We start from the raw sequence: 21,671 nt of genomic DNA, 5'->3' as shown, positions 1-21,671 counted from the left end.
TAAAACAACCATTGCATTCCCTCTTCAACTGAGTATCATCTCCACCTCGCAATAAACCGCGTATAATTTATTCACGATTTCATTTAATGCATAGGTTGGGTTCCCTCACCCCAACAGAGTGTTGATACTCATTTAAAAAGGCTAATATCATGTTTGATTTTTCTCCGCAGCAGCGGCTAAAAGCGCTGTTCTGGCTATCGTTCTTCCATATTCTGATTATTGCCTCCAGCAATTATCTGGTTCAGTTACCGATCAATATTTTCGGTTTTCATACCACCTGGGGCGCATTTACCTTTCCATTTATCTTTCTGACCACCGACCTCACCGTTCGGGTGTTTGGCGCGCCATTAGCACGCAAAATAATCCTGGTGGTCATGATACCGGCGCTGGCCATCTCCTATCTGCTATCGACCCTGTTTTATGACGGTACATGGCAAGGCTATCAAGCGATTTACAACTTTAATATGGTAGTTGCCAGAATAGCCATCGCCAGCTTTATGGCTTACGTGCTAGGACAAATTCTGGATATCTACGTATTTAATCGCCTGCGTCAGTTAAAAACCTGGTGGGTCGCGCCCAGCGTCTCTGCGGTTTTCGGTAACCTGAGTGATACCATCGCCTTTTTCTCAATTGCGTTTTATAAAAGCAGTAACGCGTTTATGGCCGAAAACTGGGTGGAAATTGCGCTGGTGGATTACGCCTTTAAGCTGATTATCTGTGCCCTGTTCTTCCTGCCTATGTATGGCATTTTATTAAATGTGCTACTGAAACGACTGGTTCAGATAAATTCCCCACAACGGCTTCAGCACGGTTAAGTGCGGGATAAAATTTGGCAGAAAAGCGGCAGAAATGATATTTTTATGTCCTGTAAACTGAATCCGCGAAAGCATTTGCTTATCAATGTTAAGGAAGTACCATGCAAAAGTTAGTCAAAATTGTAGGAGTCTGTTTGTTTGCCGCCAGCCTCATGGCTTGTGACGGCAGTAAAGACCAACCGGCAGCAACCGGAAGTGGTACTTCAGCAGAGCAATCCGGTGAAACCAGCGTATTAGGTGGAAAGGTCAATTTCACCGTTCCGGATGGCCTACAGGATCAGAGCGGTAAGAGCGGTTCTCAGGCGACCAATATGGCAGTGTATGCCGATAATGCAGCGCAAAAAATGCTGATTGTTATCAGCAGTTCAATGCCGGACGACACGCTGGAAAATCTGGTTACCCGCATGGAAGCACAGCAAAAAATGCGTGATGCCGAGCTGGTTGTGGTTAAAAAAGAAGAAGTCACCGCCGATGGCCAAAAGCTTCAGCGTCTTGATACCGCGATTCGCATTGATGGTAAGAAAAACTACTCCTCCACACTGCTGGGCCAGGTCGATAAGCAACTGCTGACCATGCAGTTGACCTATCCAATTGAACAGCAGGAAGATGCTGAGAAAGCGATTAATCAGTTCATCAGCTCACTGAAAATCAAACCATAATTATTGCCGTTTCAGCACAATAAAAAAGGGGCAACCCATCGGCTGCCCCTGATAACAACGCCATCCCTACAATGTCCCGTTATCTAATATCACTATAATGTTATGACTGCGACAAACCTAATAAATCAGCGCCTGCGAATATTCCAACCGTAAAAACACTGTGCTTATATCGGTACCGATAACGGTCGGTAGACCCTCTGCACTCAATCAGATTATATTCATCGTTTATTCAGCTAATGCCTGAGCCAACAGAGTTATCGGGTGTTCACACTTCTTACTGGTGGACATTTCAATTTGCCATTTACAGGTTTCACAATCTGACACCACAAAATCAACGCCGCTCTCCTCAATCTGACGGAATAGTGATGCACCGATCCCTTGCGATGTCTCATAGTTCTCTTTTTTGAAGCCATAAGTCCCGGCAATTCCGCAACACTGAGATTCCAACACGATTAACTCAACGCCTGGAATACGCTCCAACAGCGCCAGGGTGTATGCCGTCCATCCCATTTTCTCCATATGGCATGGTGTATGGTAAGCAATACGTATCGGAGTATGCTTCAGCTTAAGCTCCCGCCCTTCAGACAACAGACGATAGAGATAACGCGTCGCCAGTTCAACCTGTTCACGCACCGGTGAAGTATCAACTCCCAGCAAATGCGGATACTCATCCCGCAGGGTAAACGCACAGGTGGACGAGGTGGCTACCACAGGAATACCTTTACCGATCACCGCATCAACTAACGACTCGGCATTCACCTTAGCCTGCTTTTTAGCCTGATCGATAAATCCATTGGCAATCAGCGGAACGCCACAGCATTTCTCTCTTTTCAGCAACTGCACACCAATGCCCATGGCATTAAACACCCGCACCAGATCTTTCCCCAGTTGCGGATGGTTGTAATTAACGAAACAGCCGTGGAAAAATGCAATCTGTTCAGCAAACTTCTGCTGTTCTGCCGCCTGCTTACGATACCAGTGACGGAAAGTACCAAAAGAGTACTTCGGTAACTGACGGCGGTGGTCAATTTTAAGTGCGCTATCCAACAGTTGCTTAACCGGTTTCAAACCCACAGTCGCATTGACAATGGGTGCAAACGGGGTGGAAAGGGTTCCCATTAAATCCGTATTGCTGAGGATAGCATCACGCAGCTTGAACTTAGGTTTACTGTAGTTAATCCGCGCACGCTGGATAATATCGCCAATCTTCACATCTGACGGACAGGCAACTTCGCAGCGTTTACAGTTAGTACAGTATTTCAAAGCTTCATCAAACAGTGAGGGATCTTTTAAGCGTAAACGCTCACCGTCCGGCCCGGCCTGTTTTGGGCCAGGATAGTTAGGGTTAACTTTTGCTACCGGACAATAAGTAGTACAGGCGGTACATTTAATACAGTTTTCAAAACTGTTATCTGTTGTCAGGCTCATGCTGCCACCTCCGACAGGGCAAGGATCTGTTCTGCGGCATATTGTGCCGTCACCAGCGAAACGCCTGCGCCACAGCCTTGTGATATTGGGTCATAGCCCCCCAATACCGCACCGATAATATAGAGATTATTTAATGGCTGTCCCGCCACCGTGCCGCGCAGTTGGCTATCGGTTTTAACCCCAAAACGTAAATAGGGTTGAGCAGAAAACATGCTTTCCTGCGTCCAGTCAGCTCGTCGGGCTGCATCATGAACATCCAGACCAAATACCGGTTCATAAATACGATCAAACTCAGCAATTAAGCCATTGCTAAAGAAACTACCGCTGGCTAATACCACCTGTCGGGCAACCACCGGAATATCCGTATGGTTACGGGTATAAATACGCGTCACGCTTTGTCCTTCAGTTTCGGCACGTAACACCGCATCGCCCGGCATAAACTGACCGCCCAGTTGCTGGAAACGGCGGCGTAATGCCATATGCATACGCATGCCTAATAGCGAAGGCGGCAGTGTTGGTACCAGCATCACCGGTTTGCCAACTCTCTGGCGCAACAGAGATACCGCATCCGGATTTTCCAGGCCAATACAGGCTGGCAGGATAAATGCTTCCACATCACTTGATAAACGAATCAACTCATCTGCCAGTAACTCAGTGTTTTCCGGCAAATCCAGCACTCTGGCAATATTAATCGCCCGGAACTCACTGGGGTTGTTACGTAAACGATCCAGTGCCGGAACGTGCAGATAATCAGTAATAACCTCAATGCCTTTAGCGCTCAGAGAGCCTGCCGCCAGCTGAGGTTGAAAATCCAGAAAGCCTTCAATACCCACTATGGCAATCTTCTTCCACGGCAAAGGCTGTTCCAGTTCAGCAACCGGTACTTCTGTTGGGCTTAACCAGGTCGCCCGTAACGTGCCTAATGGCGTAATGCGCTGGTGATTTTGTTCGATATCGCCATAAAACTGTAAACCACAATCTGTCAGCAAACGTCGGGCTTCTGCTGCCATTCGGCTGACACATTCTGTTCCCAGCAGAGAATAAGGGTGCTCCGGTGATAACGCGGCCAGTTCGGCCAACGGATGGTTTATTGGCGAACCATCTTCCCGATAGCTAAGAAAATCCAGAGAGCCCGAGGAGAAATGCAGCGCACTCTGCCCGGCACTGATAATCGCACAGCGTTTGCCCTGTTCCGCCAGCCGGATACCACAAGTTAATCCGGCCAGACCGCCACCAATAATTGCCACATCAAATTTCATCATTTTTCTCCACCCCGGACGGAGCATCTAAACCACACAGCCCCATATAAACCCAGTTGGTAAATTCGCTTTCCCGCAGCGCATCTCCCCATGCAATAGGTCTGACGCCTTTCCACCGTTCATTCAGGAAAGTCGATAATTGCGTCAACGACTGTTGTGGAGAAGAGACTTTAAACCGGTTCAACAAACCAGCAGCCCGGCAGGCGCACAGCTCTCCCTGGCAGGTACCCATTCCCACTCGAGTACGGCGACGCAGGTCAATCAGATTGTTTACCGTGAGGGAATCAACAGCATAACGCACCTCTCCCGCCGTCACCGCTTCACATTCACACACCAGACTATTATCCAGACGACCATTGGTGATGAGCTGAGTGGCCCTGTCCCCGTGGCGATAAACCGCAGAACCCCGAATGGTTGAAGGCAGAGAGATAACTTTGCGCAACGTCTCTTCAGCCGAATTACGTGAACCCGGCAGCGCCTCTTCAGCAGTGGTACATTTGGCGCTATGGCCCAGCTTTTCACAGACCTTATCCGTTGCCCATTCTGCCATCAGACGATAGGTCATCAGCTTACCGCCGGTAATGGTAATAAAACCTTCCAGACCGTCGCGCACCGCGTGATCCAGCAGAACAATACCGCGGCTTACATTACGGCCTGAAGGGTCATCATCACTGGCAACCAGCGGGCGAACACCAGCATACGCGCGTAAAATGCGCGTTTGTGCCATTCTGGGGGAGAGTTTGGTTCCTTCACGAATCAGAACGTCCACCTCTTCAGGCGTGACAATCATGTTATCTATCTGGTCGTAAGGAATACGGGTTGAAGTGGTACCAATTAACGAGATGGTATCTCCCGGCACCAGAATATCGGCATCGGCAGGCTTACGGCAGCGATTGATCACCATATTATTAATACGGTGCCCCATAATTAACAGCGCGCCTTTCGCCGGAAGCATACGCACGCGTAGATCGGCATATTCCGCAATATGTTGCCCCCAGATACCACCGGCATTCACCACAATTGACGCATAAATATCTTTGGTCTCTTTTTGGTAGTGATCAAATACTTTCACGCCGGTTACCCGATCGTTATGGCGAATCAGGCCAATCACTTCATGGTAAGTCAAAACCTGTGCGCCGTGCTCCCGCGCATCCAGCATATTAGCGGCGGTTAAGCGAAAAGGATCAACAGTACCATCCGGTACCCGTACCGCGCCCAACATAGTTGGGTTAGCGGAAGGCTCCAGCCTCAGCGCTTCCTTTGGGTCCAGCGCCTGAGCGTCAATTCCTGCCCGTTGGCAGGCTCCAATAAAGGTAGACTGAAACGCGATATCGTCTTCCGGCAGGGTTAAAAACAGACCATCCGTTGGTTCTACGCAGTGGCGGGCAATGCGCTTTAAGATCATGTTCTCTTCAATACATTCGCGGGCCGATTCGGCATCCGTTACCGCATATCGGGCTCCGCTATGCAATAAGCCATGATTACGCCCTGTTGCACCGGTGGCAATATCATGACGCTCCAGCAAAATGGTGCGCAATCCACGACGAGCGCAGTCGCGAGCAATACCCGCTCCCGTTGCGCCACCACCAATAATGATGACATCCATCTCTGCTGGGGAAAAACCGCTCATCATTAATTACTCCCGGTCCTGTATTGCTTATATAAAGAAATTCTCATACTGCTATTTACGCATATTCTTAAGCAGAATTGTTTGATAAGGAGCAAATTCGAACATAAATAAAAACAAAAACGCTCACAAAAGAACATTTATGTGATAGCAATCACAACAAACCCATAAAATAAACACAAGTTGTGTTAAAAAAATGATACATTCCACGCCGAATAATACAACAGTCATATAATTCGCGTTGTGTCACATACTATTTGATAATAAATGAATAATATAGTGAGCGATAAAGAAAATGATGCGAGCATATAAACCATGACTCACCTTAATAACAATACTCATACGACCATTACAGAGATGAATCATCGCCAGTGGAGGCACTATGTTAAGTATGTTTAAACCCGCGCAACATACTGCGCGCTTACCAAAGGATCAGATAGATCCGACCTACCGCAAATTGCGGTGGCAGATCTTTATGGGAATTTTCTTTGGCTATGCGGCCTACTATTTAGTACGTAAAAACTTTGCTCTGGCTATGCCCTATTTAGTTGAGCAAGGCTTTAGTCGTGGAGATCTGGGCTTCGCGCTTTCCGGTATTTCTATTGCTTACGGATTCTCCAAATTTATCATGGGTTCCGTTTCTGACCGTTCAAACCCACGCATATTCTTACCCGCCGGTTTAATACTGGCTTCGCTGGTAATGTTGCTCATGGGCTTTGTGCCATGGGCAACCTCCAGCATCATGATCATGTTCGTTTTACTGTTTATCTGTGGTTGGTTCCAGGGTATGGGTTGGCCTCCATGTGGTCGTACCATGGTTCACTGGTGGTCACAAAAAGAGCGTGGCGGTATCGTTTCAATCTGGAACTGTGCACATAACGTTGGTGGTGGTATTCCTCCGCTGTTATTCCTGTTAGGTATGGCATGGTTTAACGACTGGAAAGCCGCATTCTATATGCCAGCCATGGCAGCAATTGTGATTGCGATTATTGCTTTTGCCCTGATGCGTGATACCCCTCAATCCTGTGGTTTACCACCGATCGAAGAGTACAAAAATGACTACCCACCTGACTATTCTCACGAAGCAGAAGAAGAACTGACTGCCAAAGAGATTTTCATGCAGTATGTGTTCCCTAACAAGCTGCTGTGGTATATCGCCATTGCTAACGTTTTCGTTTATTTACTGCGTTACGGCATTCTGGACTGGTCACCAACTTACCTGAAAGAAGTGAAACACTTTGCGCTGGATAAATCATCCTGGGCTTACTTCTTCTATGAGTATGCGGGTATTCCGGGCACCTTACTGTGCGGCTGGATGTCAGATAAGGTATTCAAAGGCAACCGTGGCGCTACCGGCGTATTCTTCATGGTTCTGGTGACTATCGCCACCGTGGTTTACTGGATGAATCCTCCGGGCAACCCAGGCATCGATATGGCTTGTATGACGGTTATCGGCTTCCTGATTTATGGTCCGGTAATGTTAATCGGCCTGCATGCTCTGGAATTAGCACCAAAGAAAGCCGCAGGTACCGCTGCGGGCTTTACCGGTCTGTTTGGTTATCTGGGTGGTTCAGTTGCCGCCAGCGCCATTGTTGGCTATACCGTTGACTTCTTTGGTTGGGACGGTGGCTTTATGGTGATGATCGGCGGTAGCTGCCTGGCTGTTGTGCTGCTGATATTAACCATGATCAGCGAAAACAAACATAAAGCTGAAATGCAGGCTAAACAAGCAGCAGAGTAATCATTAGTTAAACCATGTCGACGAGGCTAATCGTCGACAATTCAAAATAGTACCCGCGGTAGTCACAGGAATGTCACGTACCGCGGGTATCATCGCCTCAGTTATTCAACTGATACACAATAAGAAAGATAAGACACACTCTGAAAAACGCACCGCGCCCGCAGTGAGGTTTCCAGACCGTTTCCCCTCTGCGAACGTTATTACCTACACTAAAATATGGAGAAGGAAACTTATGAATATAGGTTTTAAAACGTTACTCACGGGTATAGTACTCAGCATGTCTATGGCTTCTGTCGCTGATGCTGCCACTACCAAAAATGACAAAATTGTGATTGCTCACCGCGGAGCCAGCGGTTATCTGCCGGAACATACCCTCCCTTCCAAAGCCATGGCCTATCAGCAAGGGGCTGACTTTCTTGAACAAGATCTGGTGATGACCAAAGATGACCGTCTGGTGGTGCTGCACGATCACTATCTGGACCGGGTAACCGATGTCGCCGAACGCTTCCCTGACCGGGCACGTAAAGATGGCCGCTATTACGCCATTGACTTTACTCTGGACGAAATCAAATCATTAAAATTCACCGAAGGGTTTGACATTAAAGACGGCAAAAAAGTGCAGTCTTATCCGGGCCGCTTCCCGATGGGCAAATCAGACTTTCGTATTCATACCTTTGAAGAAGAAATTGAGTTTATTCAGGGTCTGAATCACTCAACCGGCAAAAATATTGGTATCTATCCGGAAATTAAAGCGCCATGGTTCCACCGCAGCGAAGGTAAAGATATCTCGGTGAAAACCCTGGAAGTGCTGAAAAAGTACGGTTACAGCCAAAAGAGTGACAATGTTTATCTGCAATGTTTTGACTTCAACGAACTTAAGCGCATTAAGACCGAATTAATGCCAAAAGCTGGCCTTGACCTGAAACTGGTTCAGCTTATCGCTTTCACCGACTGGGAAGAGACCTTTGAACCGAATGCCGAAGGTAAACTGGTTAATTACAGCTATGACTGGATGTTCAAACCTGGCGGCATGCAAGAAATTGCTAAATATGCCGATGGTATTGGTCCACAGTATCCGATGCTGCTGGATGTAGAAGCCTCCAAACCTGAACATGTGAAGCTATCTACCATGGCAAAAGAGGCCCATGACAGCGGTATGGTGATTCACCCTTACACCCTGCGTACCGATGCCTTACCGAAATATGCCACCAACATGAATCAGTTGCTGGATGTGATGTACAACCAGGCAAAAGTAGAAGGCTTATTCACCGACTTCCCTGATATGGCGGTACAGTTCCTGCAAAAAGAGGGGCTGCATAAGTAATTACCGTGGGGCATCGTTCCTTTGAACCATGCCCTGTTTTATGGCTTTAGCCATAAAACAACCCGACCAGCACTTGTGCTGGTCGCAATTGAATACGTCATGTTTTAAAGTGATGGTAAATACAACTTACGCAAATAATGAATTACCGCATCATCCGCGTTACTACCAATCACTTCTAACTGAGGTAATGTCTGTTTTAAGCGCGAAGAGGCATTTTTCATAATGCAGCCTTTACCCGCCATCGACAGCATCTCTTTATCATTCATGCCATCACCAAAGGTGATACAGTTTTTCAGTTCATAGCCAAGAATACCGGAAACATCCTGTAGCGCATGGCCTTTAGATACGCCAGCCCCCATGACTTCCAGACAGCTATCCAGAGAGAAACTGACATTAACCTGACCGAGCCAGCGACTGTTAATCTTCTCTTCCAGGCGCAATAGTCTCTCGTGGTCATTACAGGTATAAAACACTTTGCATATACCGTCGGTTTCCAGAGTATCTGGCTCAAACAGCTTATAACTAAAATCCGACTCTTTATGATATTTTTTTAGCTCTTCACCACTTTCGCGATTGGTCAGCCAATCATCGTTACGGTAAACGTGAGTTTCAATATCCAGACCATCATTCACAATACGGAAAAGCTCATAGGCAATCTCTTCATCCAGATTATGGCTAAAAATCAACTCTCCCTGACTATTGTGTACCCGGGCACCGTTAGAGGTGATCATATAGGCGTCAATTCCTAATCCATCCCGAATTTGCCCGACGTCCACATGGTGACGGCCGGTAGCAAAAATAAAATTCACACCATGTTGAGAAATTAACTTCAGCGTCTCTTTAGCAAAGGGAGATAATTTGTGATCTGCCTGCAATAAAGTACCATCCAGATCCGATGCAACAATTTGATACATATAGAATAACTAGCCTCTGACGAAAAATTATATTGACTGGTTTGAAGATCAATAGCGATCAAAAAAACCTAATATGTCCATCAATGCCTCAGTGCGCAGTTCGTCATGTTCAAACAGAATTTCATGGCGAGCTCCCTCAATCACCCTGGGCGAACCACCTTCACAAGGGTGACCTGCGTCAGCCAAAGCCTGACAAAAGGCAACATGGGCATCATTATCCACTAAACGCTCCTGACTTGCCTGCAAAATAATCAGCGGCGTAGTAATTTCCGGTGCCAGCTCAATGGCACGCTCACCGGCCATCATTGACTCACGTACCCAGCGATAGGTTGGGCCACCAATCCGCAGTTCCGGACGATCGGCATAGTGGCGGGAAAACAGGCGGTAGCGATCTTTACTGTGGGTTAATAAATTCACCGCATAGGGCATAGGCAACCAGCGCCCGGTACCCATAGCATAATACTCTCTGGCCCCCTGCCAGCGTTCCGTCAGGTCAGTAATCTTTTTCGCCAGCCAGGACGGCATTGGCAGAGCAATCCCCAGCATTGGCGAACAGAGCGCCGCAGCGTTAACAGAGTCCGGATGCCGGGCTAAAAAAAGCGCGGCAATCGCGCCGCCCATAGAGTGCGCCAGCAGAAATGTCGGTTTATGATTTTCGACTTCAAAAATCGTGCGCCAAAAGAATTCAAAGTCATCCACATAGTCATCAAACTTCTCAACGTGACCACGCTGCCCATCATCCAGCAGGCGCCCGGAAAAACCCTGACCGCGATGATCCAGAATCCAGACGTCATAACCGCAGCGGAACAGGTCATAGGCCAGTTCCTGATACTTAATGTACCCTTCAGTACGGCCCGTCACCACCACAATCGCGCGCTGATTCTCTTCTGCGGTGAATTTCACGTATTTAATTGGCACACCATCGGCACCATTAAAGCTACTCTCTTCCCGCTGTTGCCAAAAACTCAATAACGGCCCGGCGACAAACGAAGAAAAACACTTTTCACGGTTTAGCCACTCATTTTTGAAGGATGAAAAATCGACTGTCATTGGTTTCACATGTCCTGTGTTGATATCTGGTTATCACCCATGCGGCAGAAATTATCAATAGAATATTATAAAATAGAGCACGATATGGAAAAGGTGAGTGGTCCAAAGATAAATAAGCCATATCGCTTTGATTAACAAGGAACATGTATGAGCTCTCAAACAACTGATGACATTTTAGCTAAGTTAGAAAAAGAGAAGCTGGAGAAAGAGGCCCTTACTGAAGATCAAATGGCCATGCGCTACCGCGAGTTGCTGGCTGGCGACAGCACCAAAATAGATATGCTCAACTATGCTACCGATCTTGGTAGAAGTAACCTATTGGATTACCATTTCTCGCTTATCTGCCAACAATGGGATAGTTCACCAATAAGACACACAGAGTTATCCCATTCGTTTTATCGGCATGATATTGATGGAATTGACTTTCTATTTGAAAAACTAACGAATACACAGGAAAAATATCACTGCCGAATAGCCCATCTGATAGCCTCTTGCCTGACTAAATATACCCACAGAGATTTCTATTGCGATCGCCGCAAAAAGCTCATCCCTTACTTAATACAATTTACTAATACCCAAGATAATGAGCAGAGGCGAAATATCATTATTGTGTTGGGATGGATTGGCTCCACTTCTGATATTCAGTTACTTTGCCAGCATATGAGAAATGATGAGGATAGCCTTTGTCGGGCATGGTCTGCATCATCGTTAATGCAAATGTCATTTCATGGCGTTACGGTAAAGAGTATTACCCGTCGGTCACGAGAGGATTTTATTGCCGCTATCGAAGCAGAAACAGCGCTGTTTACCCTCGGCTGTATGATTGAATCAGCCCAGATACTGTGGAATAAAAAGTGGGTAAGCGCTTCCAGCGTTGAGAAAGGCGATGAACAGAAAATACTTAAAGCAAAAGTCTCCGCCATTCGCTTTTTAAGCAAACAGTAACTGACCCGTAATTTTTATTTATCTGGCTCCTTCCAGACTGATGTTCGGCCCTCGCCTGATACTCATAAAAAATGACGGCCAGCCCTTCAGAGATAGCGATAAAATTCCACTCCCCTAGTGACTTATGTCAAAACATCAGATAAAACTATTTGATCCCTGTATTTTTCTTGTGCGGCAGCACACTGATGGTGATCTATTGTGACTTTCGAATGGTGGCTAACCTACCTGATAACAACCATTATCCTTAGCCTTTCCCCTGGCCCGGGGGCGATTAATACCATGAGCACCGGAACCACCTATGGGTTTCGCGGCACGATTCCCGCCATTGCCGGTTTACAGGTTGGATTAGCGATACATATTGTGCTGGTCGGTATCGGTCTGGGAACCCTGCTTTCTCAATCCGCAGTGGCCTTCGAAATGTTGAAGTGGCTGGGGGCCGGTTATCTGATCTGGTTAGGAATTCAGCAGTGGCGCACCGCCGGAGCCATCGATTTAAATGCGGTGTCTAAAGCATTACCGAGCAGTGGGCTATTTAAACGCGCCGTGTTGGTCAATTTAACCAACCCTAAGAGCATTGTGTTTTTAGCCGCCCTGTTCCCACAATTTATTATTCCGCACCAGCCGCAGGGCATACAGTACCTGATTTTAGGCGTCACCAGTATTGCCGTAGATGTCGTGGTGATGGCAGGCTACGCCACGCTGGCGACTCATGTTGCCAGGTGGTTACGTCAGCCTCATCAGATGAAGCTGCTGAATCGCCTGTTTGGTACACTGTTTATGATGGTTGGCACTCTGTTACTGTTTGCCCGTCGAAGTAACAGCTAAAGGGCAACTGGTGCGATGATTATTGGATTATAAGTTTTACTGCTGAATAATTTTTCTATATCGAATTATTTTACTTGCGCGCTTCGATACATTTTGTAAGGTTGAAGGGGTCTGCTCAGGATAATTCAGTACAAAGTAACGCGGCAAAGACACACTCACATTGATTACTGCAAAGTTAGGATTGCTAATATGAAAAACGTCGGTTTTGTTGGCTGGCGCGGCATGGTCGGTTCCGTTCTGATGCAACGCATGATAGAAGAACGTGATTTTGATGCCATCCGCCCGGTATTTTTCTCTACTTCACAAACGGGTCAGGCAGCACCCACCTTCACCGGTCAAAGCGGTACGCTGCAGGATGCCAATGATATCGACGCGTTACGCGCACTGGATATTATTATCACCTGTCAGGGCGGTGACTATACCAGTGACATCTACCCTAAGCTGCGAGCTACCGGCTGGAACGGCTACTGGATTGATGCAGCTTCAACGCTGCGCATGAAAGATGACGCTATTATTATTCTCGATCCGGTGAACCATCAGGTGATCCATCAGGGTTTGAATCAGGGCATCAAAACTTTTGTTGGCGGTAACTGCACCGTTAGCCTGATGCTGATGGCGCTGGGTGGTCTGTTTGCTAATAATCTGGTGGAGTGGGCTTCCGTTGCCACCTATCAGGCCGCTTCCGGCGGTGGCGCTCGCCATATGCGTGAACTGTTAACCCAAATGGGCATGCTGCACGCTACCGTTGCTAAAGAGCTACAGGATCCGGCATCTGCCATTCTGGATATCGAACGTAAAGTGACCGCGGAAATGCGCAGCGGCGTATTACCTGTCGATAACTTCGGCGTACCGCTGGCCGGTAGCTTAATCCCATGGATTGATAAGCAGTTAGAAAACGGCCAGAGCCGTGAAGAGTGGAAAGGTCAGGCGGAAACCAACAAGATTCTGAACACCAGTTCCATCATTCCGGTCGATGGCCTGTGCGTTCGTATTGGCGCTCTGCGCTGTCACAGTCAGGCATTTACCCTGAAGATGAAAAAAGATGTTCCTCTGGCAGATATTGAAAGCATGCTGGCAGAGCATAACCAATGGGTGAAAGTGGTACCAAATGATCGGGAGCTCTCTATGCGTGAGCTGACTCCGGCGGCGGTTACCGGCACACTTTCTACTCCGGTAGGTCGTCTGCGTAAGCTGAATATGGGACCAGAATACCTGTCAGCCTTCACCGTGGGTGACCAGCTGTTGTGGGGTGCTGCCGAACCGCTGCGCCGTATGTTGCGTATTTTACTGCAACAGGCTTGATGCTAATGTTTACCCTTTCCGGCGCTGGTCGGAAAGGGGTTTCAGCTCAATACTCGTCATTACATCATTATCCCGCCAACGTACTGACATCAATGGCAGTTTTTCATATCGGCTATTCACATCCCATTCCTGACCATCCGTCACCATGTAAGATGTCTTTTGATCCGGGCCGAATGCCATGACCAGACAGATAACATAATTAACTTATTGTTTTATAATTATTAGTCACCATAATCACCATTCTGCATAAACGCATTTGGCTACCATAGTTATTATTTATCGATAAGAACCATATAGTTATACGTCAACATATATCAACGATCACAAAATTTAATCAATGCAATAGCCATAATGTGATTTTTATCACAAATAACAAAATATTACTCAAACAGTTATTTGTGATAGAAATCACAAATAACTGGCCATATTGCATTCGAAAAAATCTCAATAATTTGATTTTAAACAATTAAAAAATAAGCTCAAATTCAAAAACAACGAATTCCCCCTGCATTGCATTCGCTAAAACGGTCGCGTATTTTCCTTTCAGAAGCGTCACATAACCTAAAAAAATAAAATGAGAGATTCCTATGCGATTAATCGACTTTTTCCCGGAAGCATCGATTTCAGTTAAAAACGCAGCAACCTCATGGCAAGAGGCCATTGATTTTTGTATGGCTCCGCTATTAAGACACGGGATTGTCAATGAGGATTACATTAAGGCAATCAAAGAATCCACAGAAAATAACGGTCCATATTATATTCTTATCCCCGGAGTGGCGCTTCCCCACGCAAGACCAGAATGTGGAGCCTTAAAAACGGGACTGTCATTAACACTATTAAAAAATGAAGTTCATTTTGGTGAGAATAATGAACCTGTACGTTTGCTGATTGGTCTGGCCGCTTCAGATTCGAACGCTCATATCGGTGCCATTCAGTCACTCAGTGAATTGCTGTGTGAAGATGAGCATTTAAGTGCGCTTCTGGAAGCCAACACAGAACAGCAACTCACAGAAATCTTATCTCGCGTCTAGCATCAACCTCCCTATAGGAAAATAATATGGAAAATAAGTCTGCTCGCGCAAAAGTCCAGGCTTTTGGGGGATTTTTGACTGCCATGGTCATCCCTAATATTGGTGCATTCATTGCCTGGGGTTTCATTACTGCATTATTTATACCGACTGGCTGGATGCCTAACGAACAATTTGCCGAAATCGTTGGTCCGATGGTGACCTATTTGCTCCCGATAATGATTGGTACAACGGGTGGTCTTCTGGTCAGCGGCAAACGAGGAGCCGTTATGGGAGGGATTGGTACCATGGGCGTCATCGTTGGTGCAAATATCCCTATGTTTATCGGTGCAATGATCATTGGTCCTTTAGGCGGATGGGTCATAAAACATATAGACCGTCTTCTGGAGAAGCGCATCCCCGCCGGTTTTGAGATGGTTATCAATAACTTCTCTCTTGGTATTGCGGGTATGTTGCTCTGCCTTTTGGGGTATGAAGTCATTGGCCCGGCGGTTCTTGTCGCTAACAACTTCGTAAAACAGGGTATCGAAGCGCTGGTACAAACCGGGTATTTACCTTTGCTCTCATTGATTAATGAGCCTGCCAAAATCCTTTTCCTTAACAATGCCATCGATCAGGGGGTTTATTATCCACTTGGGATGCAACAGGCTTCTGAAGCCGGAAAATCTATCTTCTTTATGGTTGCATCAAACCCCGGTCCGGGCCTGGGGCTACTACTCGGATTTGCTGTCTTTGGTAAAGGTATGAGCAAGAAATCTGCTCCGGGCGCCATGATCATCCATTTCCTTGGTGGTATTCACGAACTGTACTTTCCGTATGTGCTGATGAAACCACTCACCCTGATAGCCATGATTGCCGGTGGCATGTCTGGCATCTACACCTTTAATTTACTCGGCGGCGGTCTTGTTGCAGGCCCGAGCCCTGGCTCCATCTTCGCCTATCTGGCACTAACCCCTAAAGGGTCGTTTTTTGCCACTATTGCCGGTGTAACCGTTGGGGCAATGGTTTCCTTTGTGATCACATCGCTGATTCTGAAAATGGAAAAGAATGTTGCCGTTGAAAACGAAGATGATTTCGAAAAATCAGCCGACGCGGTCAAAGCGATGAAGCAAGAGGGGGCTCTGTCCATCCCTCAGATCCAAAGTATTGCTTTCGTATGTGATGCCGGTATGGGCTCCAGCGCAATGGGAGCGACCACCTTCCGTAAACGATTAGGAAAAGCGGGCCTTGATATCAATGTTAAACACTACGCGATTGAAAATGTCCCTACCGATATAGACATCATAGTGACTCATGCAAATCTCGAAGGGCGGGTAAAACTGGTCAGTGATAAGCCATTAATTTTAATCAAAAACTATATTGGCGATCCTAAGTTAGACAACCTGTATGAAAAACTTATCACAGACACTAAAAGTTAATATGAGGCCATTATGAAAACTAAAGTCGCTGCTATCTATGGCAAACAGGATGTTCGTTTACGTGAGTTCGAATTACCGGAAATTACAGACAATGAGCTATTAGTAAGCGTGATATCTGATAGCGTTTGCTTATCGACATGGAAAGCCGCCTCACTCGGTAGTGAACATAAACGTGTTCCGGACGATTTAGAAAATCACCCGGCAATTACTGGCCATGAATGCGCCGGTGTCATTGTGGAGGTGGGAAAAAATCTTCAGGATAAGTATAAGAAAGGCCAGCGTTTTGTGTTGCAACCTGCGATGGGTTTACCTTCTGGTTACTCTGCCGGGTATAGCTATGAATATTTCGGTGGCAATGCGACATATATGATTATTCCGGAAGTAGCCATCAATCTGGGATGTGTTTTACCCTATCAGGGTTCATATTTTGCTGCCGCTTCACTGGCCGAGCCAATGTGCTGCATTATTGGCGCGTATAATGCCAATTACCACACGACCCAGTATGTATACGAACATCGGATGGGGATCAAACCCGGTGGTAATCTGGCGCTACTTGCCTGCGCTGGCCCGATGGGGATTGGTGCTATTGATTACGCCATTAATGGGAACATTCAGCCTGCGCGCATAGTCGTGGTCGATATTGACGAAACACGCCTGGCTCAGGCTAAAAAGCTTCTTCCGGTTGAACTCGCCGCTGAAAAGGGCATTGAGCTAATTTATGTAAATACCACCGGTATAACCAACCCAGTAGAATTCCTGCGGGTGCTGACCAATGGAGAGGGGTTTGACGATGTGTTTGTTTATGCCGCCGTACCTTCCATAGTAGAAATGGCTGATGAATTACTGGCAGAAGATGGTTGTCTGAATTTCTTTGCTGGTCCAACAGATAAGAACTTTAAGGTTCCGTTTAACTTCTACAATGTGCACTACAACAGCACTCACGTTGTTGGCACTTCCGGTGGTTCCACCGATGATATGAAAGAAGCCATTGCACTCAGTGCCACCGGTCAGTTGCAGCCATCATTTATGGTGACCCATATTGGTGGCCTCGATGCCGTACCTGACACAGTGCTCAATCTGCCAAACATTCCTGGCGGTAAAAAACTTATCTATAACGGTGTAACGATGCCGCTGACTGCAATCGCTGATTTCGCTGAAAAAGGAAAAACCGACCCACTGTTCAAAGAGCTGGCACGACTGGTGGATGAGACTCAGGGTATCTGGAACGAAAGAGCCGAACAATATCTGCTGACACAGTTCAACATTGATACCGGTGGAGGTGTTGAATGATGCCACTCGTCTGGTCGCTGGTACGCACAACGGAGCAGGCGGCACTTGCCGCCTGGCCGAAGGTCGGATGTGGCGACAAAAACATAATCGACGGGCTTGCGGTAACCGCAATGCGGCAAGCCCTCAATAGCATTCCAATGCGGGGGCGTATCGTCATTGGTGAAGGAGAGATAGATAAAGCCCCTATGCTGTGGATTGGTGAGGAAGTGGGTAACGGCACAGGACCAGAGGTGGATATTGCGGTTGATCCCATTGAAGGAACGCGAATGGTAGCGATGGGCCAGAATAACGCTCTGGCCGTCATGGCATTTTCTCCCCGCGGCAGTATGTTTCATGCGCCTGATATGTATATGAGAAAACTGGTGGTTAATCAGAAGGCTGCCGGAGCAATTAATCTTTCGCTATCGCTGGAAGATAACTTACGTCATGTTGCCCGAGCACTTAATAAACCCCTTGATACGCTACGAATGGTGACACTGGATAAGCCGCGCTTACAACCCGCAATAGAAGAAGCCTCCCGTTTAGGGGTTAAAGTCTATGCCCTTCCGGATGGGGACGTTGCTGCCAGCGTATTGACCTGCCAGCACGATAATCAGTTTGATGTGATGTATACCATTGGTGGCGCACCGGAAGGCGTGATATCAGCCTGTGCCGTTAGAGCATTTAACGGTGACATGCAGGCAGAGCTCATCGATTTTTGTCAGGCTAAAGGTGAGTCGACTGAAAACAGGCGCATCGCAGATAGCGAACGAAGCCGATGTGCAGAAATGGGCGTCGATGTTAACCGGGTTTATGCACTTACCGAACTGGTTACCAGTGACGATATTCTGTTCTGTGCCACGGGTGTTACGGGGGGAGACCTCCTTAGTGGGATACAGCAGCAAGCATACGGGCTGCGCACTCAAACGCTACTCATCTGTGGCGCGGACCGAACGTGTAATATGGTAAACTCTGTGCATTCCTGATGATTTATTGAGAGACGAATGACGGTGTTAACTGAAGATGATGTGTTGGAGCAACTCGATGCGCAAGCAGATCTGTGCTCGTTTATAACAACAGCAAATGAATTATTGCTGGTTGGCGTAAAACAATTTTTACCTTCGTTATTCGTTAACAACGATCAAGAAATTATGGAATATGCAGTAAAACCGTTACTTGCCCGCAGTGGCCCACTGGATGATATTGATGTAGCGCTCCGACTGATTTATGCCCTGGGAAAAATGGATAAATGGTTATATTCCGATATCACTCATTTTTCTCAGTTCGGCCACTATTTACGGGAGCAGGAGCGTTCGCCTGATTTTACCGATGATATATGCTGGGACTTTATCAGCAACACCAATATCATCACCGACAATGCCACTATGTTTAGTGCACTAAAATCGATGAAATTTGCTGATTTTTCTGTCTGGTCAGAAGTTCGCTTTAAAGGCATGATTAAAACAGCACTCATACTGGCAGTAACGGGAATTTTAAAGGAACTGACACCATGAAGATTAAGTTGCCAATCAATGGATTGATGGTTGAAGCGCAATATAACGAACAAGAAATTATCGATGTCCACCTTCCCCTGCTGCAACGCCTTACTGACTTAAAAAATACTCCATCGGGAAAGAGAAAAATCATTTTTCTCAGTGCCCCTCCGGGCACCGGAAAATCCACGCTCACGGCCTTTTGGGAGTATTTATCCCGCCAAAATCCTTATTTACCCGAGATTCAGACCCTGCCAATGGATGGTTTTCATCATTATAACCATTGGCTTGATGAGCATGGCCTGCGTCCCTTCAAAGGCAGTCCTGAAACATTTAATGTCCCAAAATTAGCCAAAAACCTTGAGCTGATTACAGGCCAAAACGGTACCTGGCCTCAATATGACAGAAAGCTTCATAACCCCGTTGAAAATGCCATTGAGGTTACTGCACCGGTTGTGATTGTTGAGGGTAACTGGTTGCTATTGAATGATGCCAACTGGCGGACCCTGCAACCCTATTGCGACATATCGATATTTATTCAGGCACCGGCAGAAACGCTACGCGAACGGTTAATTGCAAGAAAATGTGCAGGGGGATTAAGCATTGATGAAGCTAATGCATTCTATCTGCGGACTGATGGCCCTAACGTTTTAAGAGTATTAAAAGAGAGCAGGCCTGCCTATATTACGCTTTCAATGAATGCTGATGGCGAATACCACCTCGTTTGAAACATATCTCGAACAACGGCTCTCGGCCTATTCAGTGCACCAAAAGCGATCATTATGTTGAACTGACCCCATCGTCAGTATCAGGGGTCAGTTTCCTTCCTGACGGCAGCAAATTCAAAACCTGCCATGAACCTGAAATTGTCAACACAGACAATTCAGACATTCAGACCGGTTATCTTTCTAAATACTTATCCTGAATCTTTACCCGAACCTCTGGCGTTAAGCCAAACTCCTGTTCCAGCCAGTTATCCGTATTGCCATAACGCCGGTCGATAGCCTGCAACGCTGTACCAATGAAGCTCTCTTTGGCGGACATCACATAGCTCAGGCTATCAATGCCATGCTGTTCATTCAGATGTTCCGTCATATGGCTTAAGATCTCTCTACGATACGGTGCCAGTGTGGTTTCTGTCAGCATATAGTCTTCAATAACCGTATTACGATCCGCCCCCAGCGCCAGCAACACAATAGCAGAGCCAATACCGGTACGGTCTTTACCCACCGCACAATGCTGTACCAGAGCCCCGGAACCCGGCAGTTGCATCACCTGAGTCAGATAGCGATAAGCCCGGTTATTAAACGGCAGTTGGTTATACAACCGGGACATAAAATCAACCGCATTAAACGATGCCAGTGACTCATCCGTCAGTTTACCAAAGTTAGCATTTACATCGTCTGATAATGGGTTCGCCGGAATATTTTCATAATCAACTCCCTGCCACAATACATCAGGACTGGTCTGCACTTCATCCGCATCGCGATAGTCAATAATCTGAGTCAACGGCATTTGGCTAAGGTAGTGGCAATCGTCTACGGTTAGCCGATCCAGAGAACCTGCCCGTAATAACAAACCCGATTTCACCTTACGCCCGTCTTTGGCCCGGTTTCCACCCTGATCGCGAAAGTTAATGCCGCCCTGTAGCGGCAGCAGCGATGAATGCAACATATTGATAGTAGTCATAGGTCCCTCTTCATTCGACTATCAGAAGTATTAATTATGGTACCGACGTTCAGATAAACACCGGATAAACAGTTGAGGAGTGAGTCTGGTGATGATGGCGAATCGCTCAATTTATCTGATACGCCATAGCCTGATAAGTTGACCGATTCTCAGATGAACGAGAAAGCATCACCAAACATGCGCGTTTCATCCGCACCGCGCTCATTGCAGAATCGTTCTCTGGCAATTTTGACCATCTCAAAACGCCCGGCGATATAAATATCATGTTCAGCTAATGAACCGAAATCGGCCAGTACGGCAGTGAGTACGGTTCCGCTACGTCCTCGCCATTCGGGTTCTGGCTGTTCCACTACCGAAATCACATTCAGATTCGGATGCTGAACCGTCAGCGCCTCAAGGCGACCAAGATCGTATAAATGCGCCTCTTCACGCCCGCCCCAGTACAGAGAGATCTGACGCTCCGGTTGTTGAGCCAGTACGGTCATTAAAATAGAGTTCACATAAGAGAATCCGGTACCGCCGGCAATCAGCAGAATTGGGCGCTGAGAGTCTGTGCGCAGCCAGGCTTCACCGTGAGGAATATCCACTGAAATGGTCTCTTCTTTCAGCAAACGGTCCATTACAGCCATAGCATACAGATTGAGCTCAGAAGCGCCGATATGCAACTCAATAGATTCACTCTCCATGGGGGTCGACGCCATAAAGAACGGGCGCTTATCGCGCTCATCCATCACTACCATTAAATACTGACCAGCCTGAAATGAAACCGGTAAATCGGGAACCAAAAGCACGCGAAATACCGTATCAGTGATGGACTCCACTGAGGCAACCTTACAATTCAATATAGCCATGTACTCCCTCTACAGAGTCATTAAATTCCAGCTA

The 21,671-nt window shown here is 47.0% G+C and carries 21 protein-coding genes; 13 read left to right on the top strand and 8 right to left on the bottom strand.

Going from position 1 to position 21,671, the window contains the following annotated elements; genetic code table 11:
- The first annotated feature begins 149 nt into the window (after nucleotides 1-149).
- Complete coding sequence (locus tag LPW36_RS10770) at nucleotides 150-815, top strand: 7-cyano-7-deazaguanine/7-aminomethyl-7-deazaguanine transporter (protein ID WP_230609661.1); 666 nt, start codon at nucleotides 150-152, stop codon at nucleotides 813-815.
- A 101-nt stretch (nucleotides 816-916) separates the two neighbouring features.
- The gene (locus tag LPW36_RS10765) at nucleotides 917-1,474 is read left to right on the top strand and encodes a DcrB-related protein (protein WP_230609660.1); all 558 of its coding nucleotides are present in this window, start codon (nucleotides 917-919) and stop codon (nucleotides 1,472-1,474) included.
- Between the two features lie 225 nt (nucleotides 1,475-1,699).
- Here the strand turns inward: LPW36_RS10765 and glpC are convergent, their stop codons facing one another.
- Genes glpC through glpA form a run of 3 tightly spaced genes read right to left on the bottom strand, consistent with a single transcriptional unit; the run spans nucleotide 1,700 to nucleotide 5,794 of the window.
- Complete coding sequence (gene glpC / locus LPW36_RS10760; RefSeq protein ID WP_230609659.1) at nucleotides 1,700-2,902, bottom strand: anaerobic glycerol-3-phosphate dehydrogenase subunit GlpC; 1,203 nt, start codon at nucleotides 2,900-2,902, stop codon at nucleotides 1,700-1,702.
- Nucleotides 2,899-4,161: a glycerol-3-phosphate dehydrogenase subunit GlpB gene (gene glpB / locus LPW36_RS10755; RefSeq protein WP_230609679.1), complete on the bottom strand. Its 1,263-nt coding sequence runs from the start codon at nucleotides 4,159-4,161 to the stop codon at nucleotides 2,899-2,901. Before glpB ends, glpC begins: the two co-directional genes overlap by 4 nt.
- Entirely contained in the window at nucleotides 4,151-5,794 is a 1,644-nt protein-coding gene (gene glpA / locus LPW36_RS10750) for an anaerobic glycerol-3-phosphate dehydrogenase subunit A (RefSeq protein WP_420844768.1), read from the bottom strand. The genes glpB and glpA overlap by 11 nt, the downstream gene beginning before the upstream one ends.
- Nucleotides 5,795-6,170: 376 nt before the next feature.
- On the opposite strand from glpA, the gene glpT reads away from it, so the two are divergent.
- Both glpT and glpQ read left to right on the top strand, forming a co-directional pair.
- Nucleotides 6,171-7,529, top strand: a complete 1,359-nt coding sequence (glpT, locus tag LPW36_RS10745; protein WP_230609658.1) for a glycerol-3-phosphate transporter — start codon at nucleotides 6,171-6,173, stop codon at nucleotides 7,527-7,529.
- A 232-nt stretch (nucleotides 7,530-7,761) separates the two neighbouring features.
- Complete coding sequence (glpQ, locus tag LPW36_RS10740) at nucleotides 7,762-8,853, top strand: glycerophosphodiester phosphodiesterase (RefSeq protein WP_230609657.1); 1,092 nt, start codon at nucleotides 7,762-7,764, stop codon at nucleotides 8,851-8,853.
- 104 nt (nucleotides 8,854-8,957) lie between these two features.
- Here the strand turns inward: glpQ and yigL are convergent, their stop codons facing one another.
- Both yigL and pldB read right to left on the bottom strand, forming a co-directional pair.
- Nucleotides 8,958-9,767, bottom strand: a complete 810-nt coding sequence (yigL, locus tag LPW36_RS10735) for a sugar/pyridoxal phosphate phosphatase YigL (RefSeq protein ID WP_230609656.1) — start codon at nucleotides 9,765-9,767, stop codon at nucleotides 8,958-8,960.
- Between the two features lie 48 nt (nucleotides 9,768-9,815).
- Nucleotides 9,816-10,817 carry a lysophospholipase L2 gene (gene pldB, locus LPW36_RS10730; RefSeq protein ID WP_230609655.1) on the bottom strand — a complete coding sequence of 334 codons (1,002 nt, stop codon included), beginning with the start codon at nucleotides 10,815-10,817 and terminating at the stop codon, nucleotides 9,816-9,818.
- A 147-nt stretch (nucleotides 10,818-10,964) separates the two neighbouring features.
- On the opposite strand from pldB, the gene LPW36_RS10725 reads away from it, so the two are divergent.
- The 3 genes from LPW36_RS10725 to asd all read left to right on the top strand — a co-directional run bounded on the left by LPW36_RS10725 (nucleotide 10,965) and on the right by asd (nucleotide 13,889).
- Nucleotides 10,965-11,762 carry a HEAT repeat domain-containing protein gene (locus LPW36_RS10725; RefSeq protein WP_230609654.1) on the top strand — a complete coding sequence of 266 codons (798 nt, stop codon included), beginning with the start codon at nucleotides 10,965-10,967 and terminating at the stop codon, nucleotides 11,760-11,762.
- A 198-nt stretch (nucleotides 11,763-11,960) separates the two neighbouring features.
- Nucleotides 11,961-12,587 (top strand): homoserine/homoserine lactone efflux protein, encoded by a 627-nt coding sequence (rhtB, locus tag LPW36_RS10720; protein WP_230609653.1) that lies wholly within the window; start codon nucleotides 11,961-11,963, stop codon nucleotides 12,585-12,587.
- Nucleotides 12,588-12,776: 189 nt separating this feature from the next.
- The gene (gene asd, locus LPW36_RS10715) at nucleotides 12,777-13,889 is read left to right on the top strand and encodes an aspartate-semialdehyde dehydrogenase (protein WP_230609652.1); all 1,113 of its coding nucleotides are present in this window, start codon (nucleotides 12,777-12,779) and stop codon (nucleotides 13,887-13,889) included.
- A 9-nt stretch (nucleotides 13,890-13,898) separates the two neighbouring features.
- On the opposite strand, the gene LPW36_RS10710 is transcribed toward asd, so the two are convergent.
- Nucleotides 13,899-14,069: a hypothetical protein gene (locus LPW36_RS10710; protein ID WP_230609651.1), complete on the bottom strand. Its 171-nt coding sequence runs from the start codon at nucleotides 14,067-14,069 to the stop codon at nucleotides 13,899-13,901.
- A 407-nt stretch (nucleotides 14,070-14,476) separates the two neighbouring features.
- Between LPW36_RS10710 and cmtB the strand changes: the two genes are divergently transcribed.
- Genes cmtB through LPW36_RS10680 form a run of 6 tightly spaced genes read left to right on the top strand, consistent with a single transcriptional unit; the run spans nucleotide 14,477 to nucleotide 19,825 of the window.
- Nucleotides 14,477-14,920 carry a PTS mannitol transporter subunit IIA gene (gene cmtB / locus LPW36_RS10705; protein WP_230609650.1) on the top strand — a complete coding sequence of 148 codons (444 nt, stop codon included), beginning with the start codon at nucleotides 14,477-14,479 and terminating at the stop codon, nucleotides 14,918-14,920.
- A 26-nt stretch (nucleotides 14,921-14,946) separates the two neighbouring features.
- On the top strand, nucleotides 14,947-16,335 hold the full coding sequence (locus tag LPW36_RS10700) for a PTS mannitol transporter subunit IIBC (RefSeq protein WP_230609649.1): 1,389 nt from the start codon (nucleotides 14,947-14,949) through the stop codon (nucleotides 16,333-16,335).
- Between the two features lie 12 nt (nucleotides 16,336-16,347).
- A complete protein-coding gene (locus tag LPW36_RS10695; protein ID WP_230609648.1) occupies nucleotides 16,348-17,625 on the top strand; it encodes a zinc-binding dehydrogenase in 1,278 nt (425 codons plus the stop codon).
- Nucleotides 17,622-18,590 (top strand): class II fructose-bisphosphatase, encoded by a 969-nt coding sequence (gene glpX, locus LPW36_RS10690; protein WP_230609647.1) that lies wholly within the window; start codon nucleotides 17,622-17,624, stop codon nucleotides 18,588-18,590. Before LPW36_RS10695 ends, glpX begins: the two co-directional genes overlap by 4 nt.
- 18 nt (nucleotides 18,591-18,608) lie before the next feature.
- Nucleotides 18,609-19,118, top strand: a complete 510-nt coding sequence (locus tag LPW36_RS10685; RefSeq protein WP_230609646.1) for an MltR family transcriptional regulator — start codon at nucleotides 18,609-18,611, stop codon at nucleotides 19,116-19,118.
- Entirely contained in the window at nucleotides 19,115-19,825 is a 711-nt protein-coding gene (locus LPW36_RS10680; protein WP_230609645.1) for a nucleoside/nucleotide kinase family protein, read from the top strand. Before LPW36_RS10685 ends, LPW36_RS10680 begins: the two co-directional genes overlap by 4 nt.
- A gap of 172 nt (nucleotides 19,826-19,997) precedes the next feature.
- Here LPW36_RS10680 and LPW36_RS10675 read toward each other — a convergent pair whose 3' ends face one another.
- Both LPW36_RS10675 and fre read right to left on the bottom strand, forming a co-directional pair.
- The gene (locus LPW36_RS10675) at nucleotides 19,998-20,786 is read right to left on the bottom strand and encodes a tyrosine-protein phosphatase (protein WP_230609644.1); all 789 of its coding nucleotides are present in this window, start codon (nucleotides 20,784-20,786) and stop codon (nucleotides 19,998-20,000) included.
- Between the two features lie 149 nt (nucleotides 20,787-20,935).
- Nucleotides 20,936-21,637 carry an NAD(P)H-flavin reductase gene (gene fre, locus LPW36_RS10670; RefSeq protein WP_230609643.1) on the bottom strand — a complete coding sequence of 234 codons (702 nt, stop codon included), beginning with the start codon at nucleotides 21,635-21,637 and terminating at the stop codon, nucleotides 20,936-20,938.
- Nucleotides 21,638-21,671: the final 34 nt, after the last annotated feature.

Source organism: Limnobaculum eriocheiris (assembly GCF_021010575.1).
Classification (GTDB): domain Bacteria; phylum Pseudomonadota; class Gammaproteobacteria; order Enterobacterales; family Enterobacteriaceae; genus Limnobaculum; species Limnobaculum eriocheiris.
This window is presented reverse-complemented; position numbering and strand designations above follow the sequence as displayed.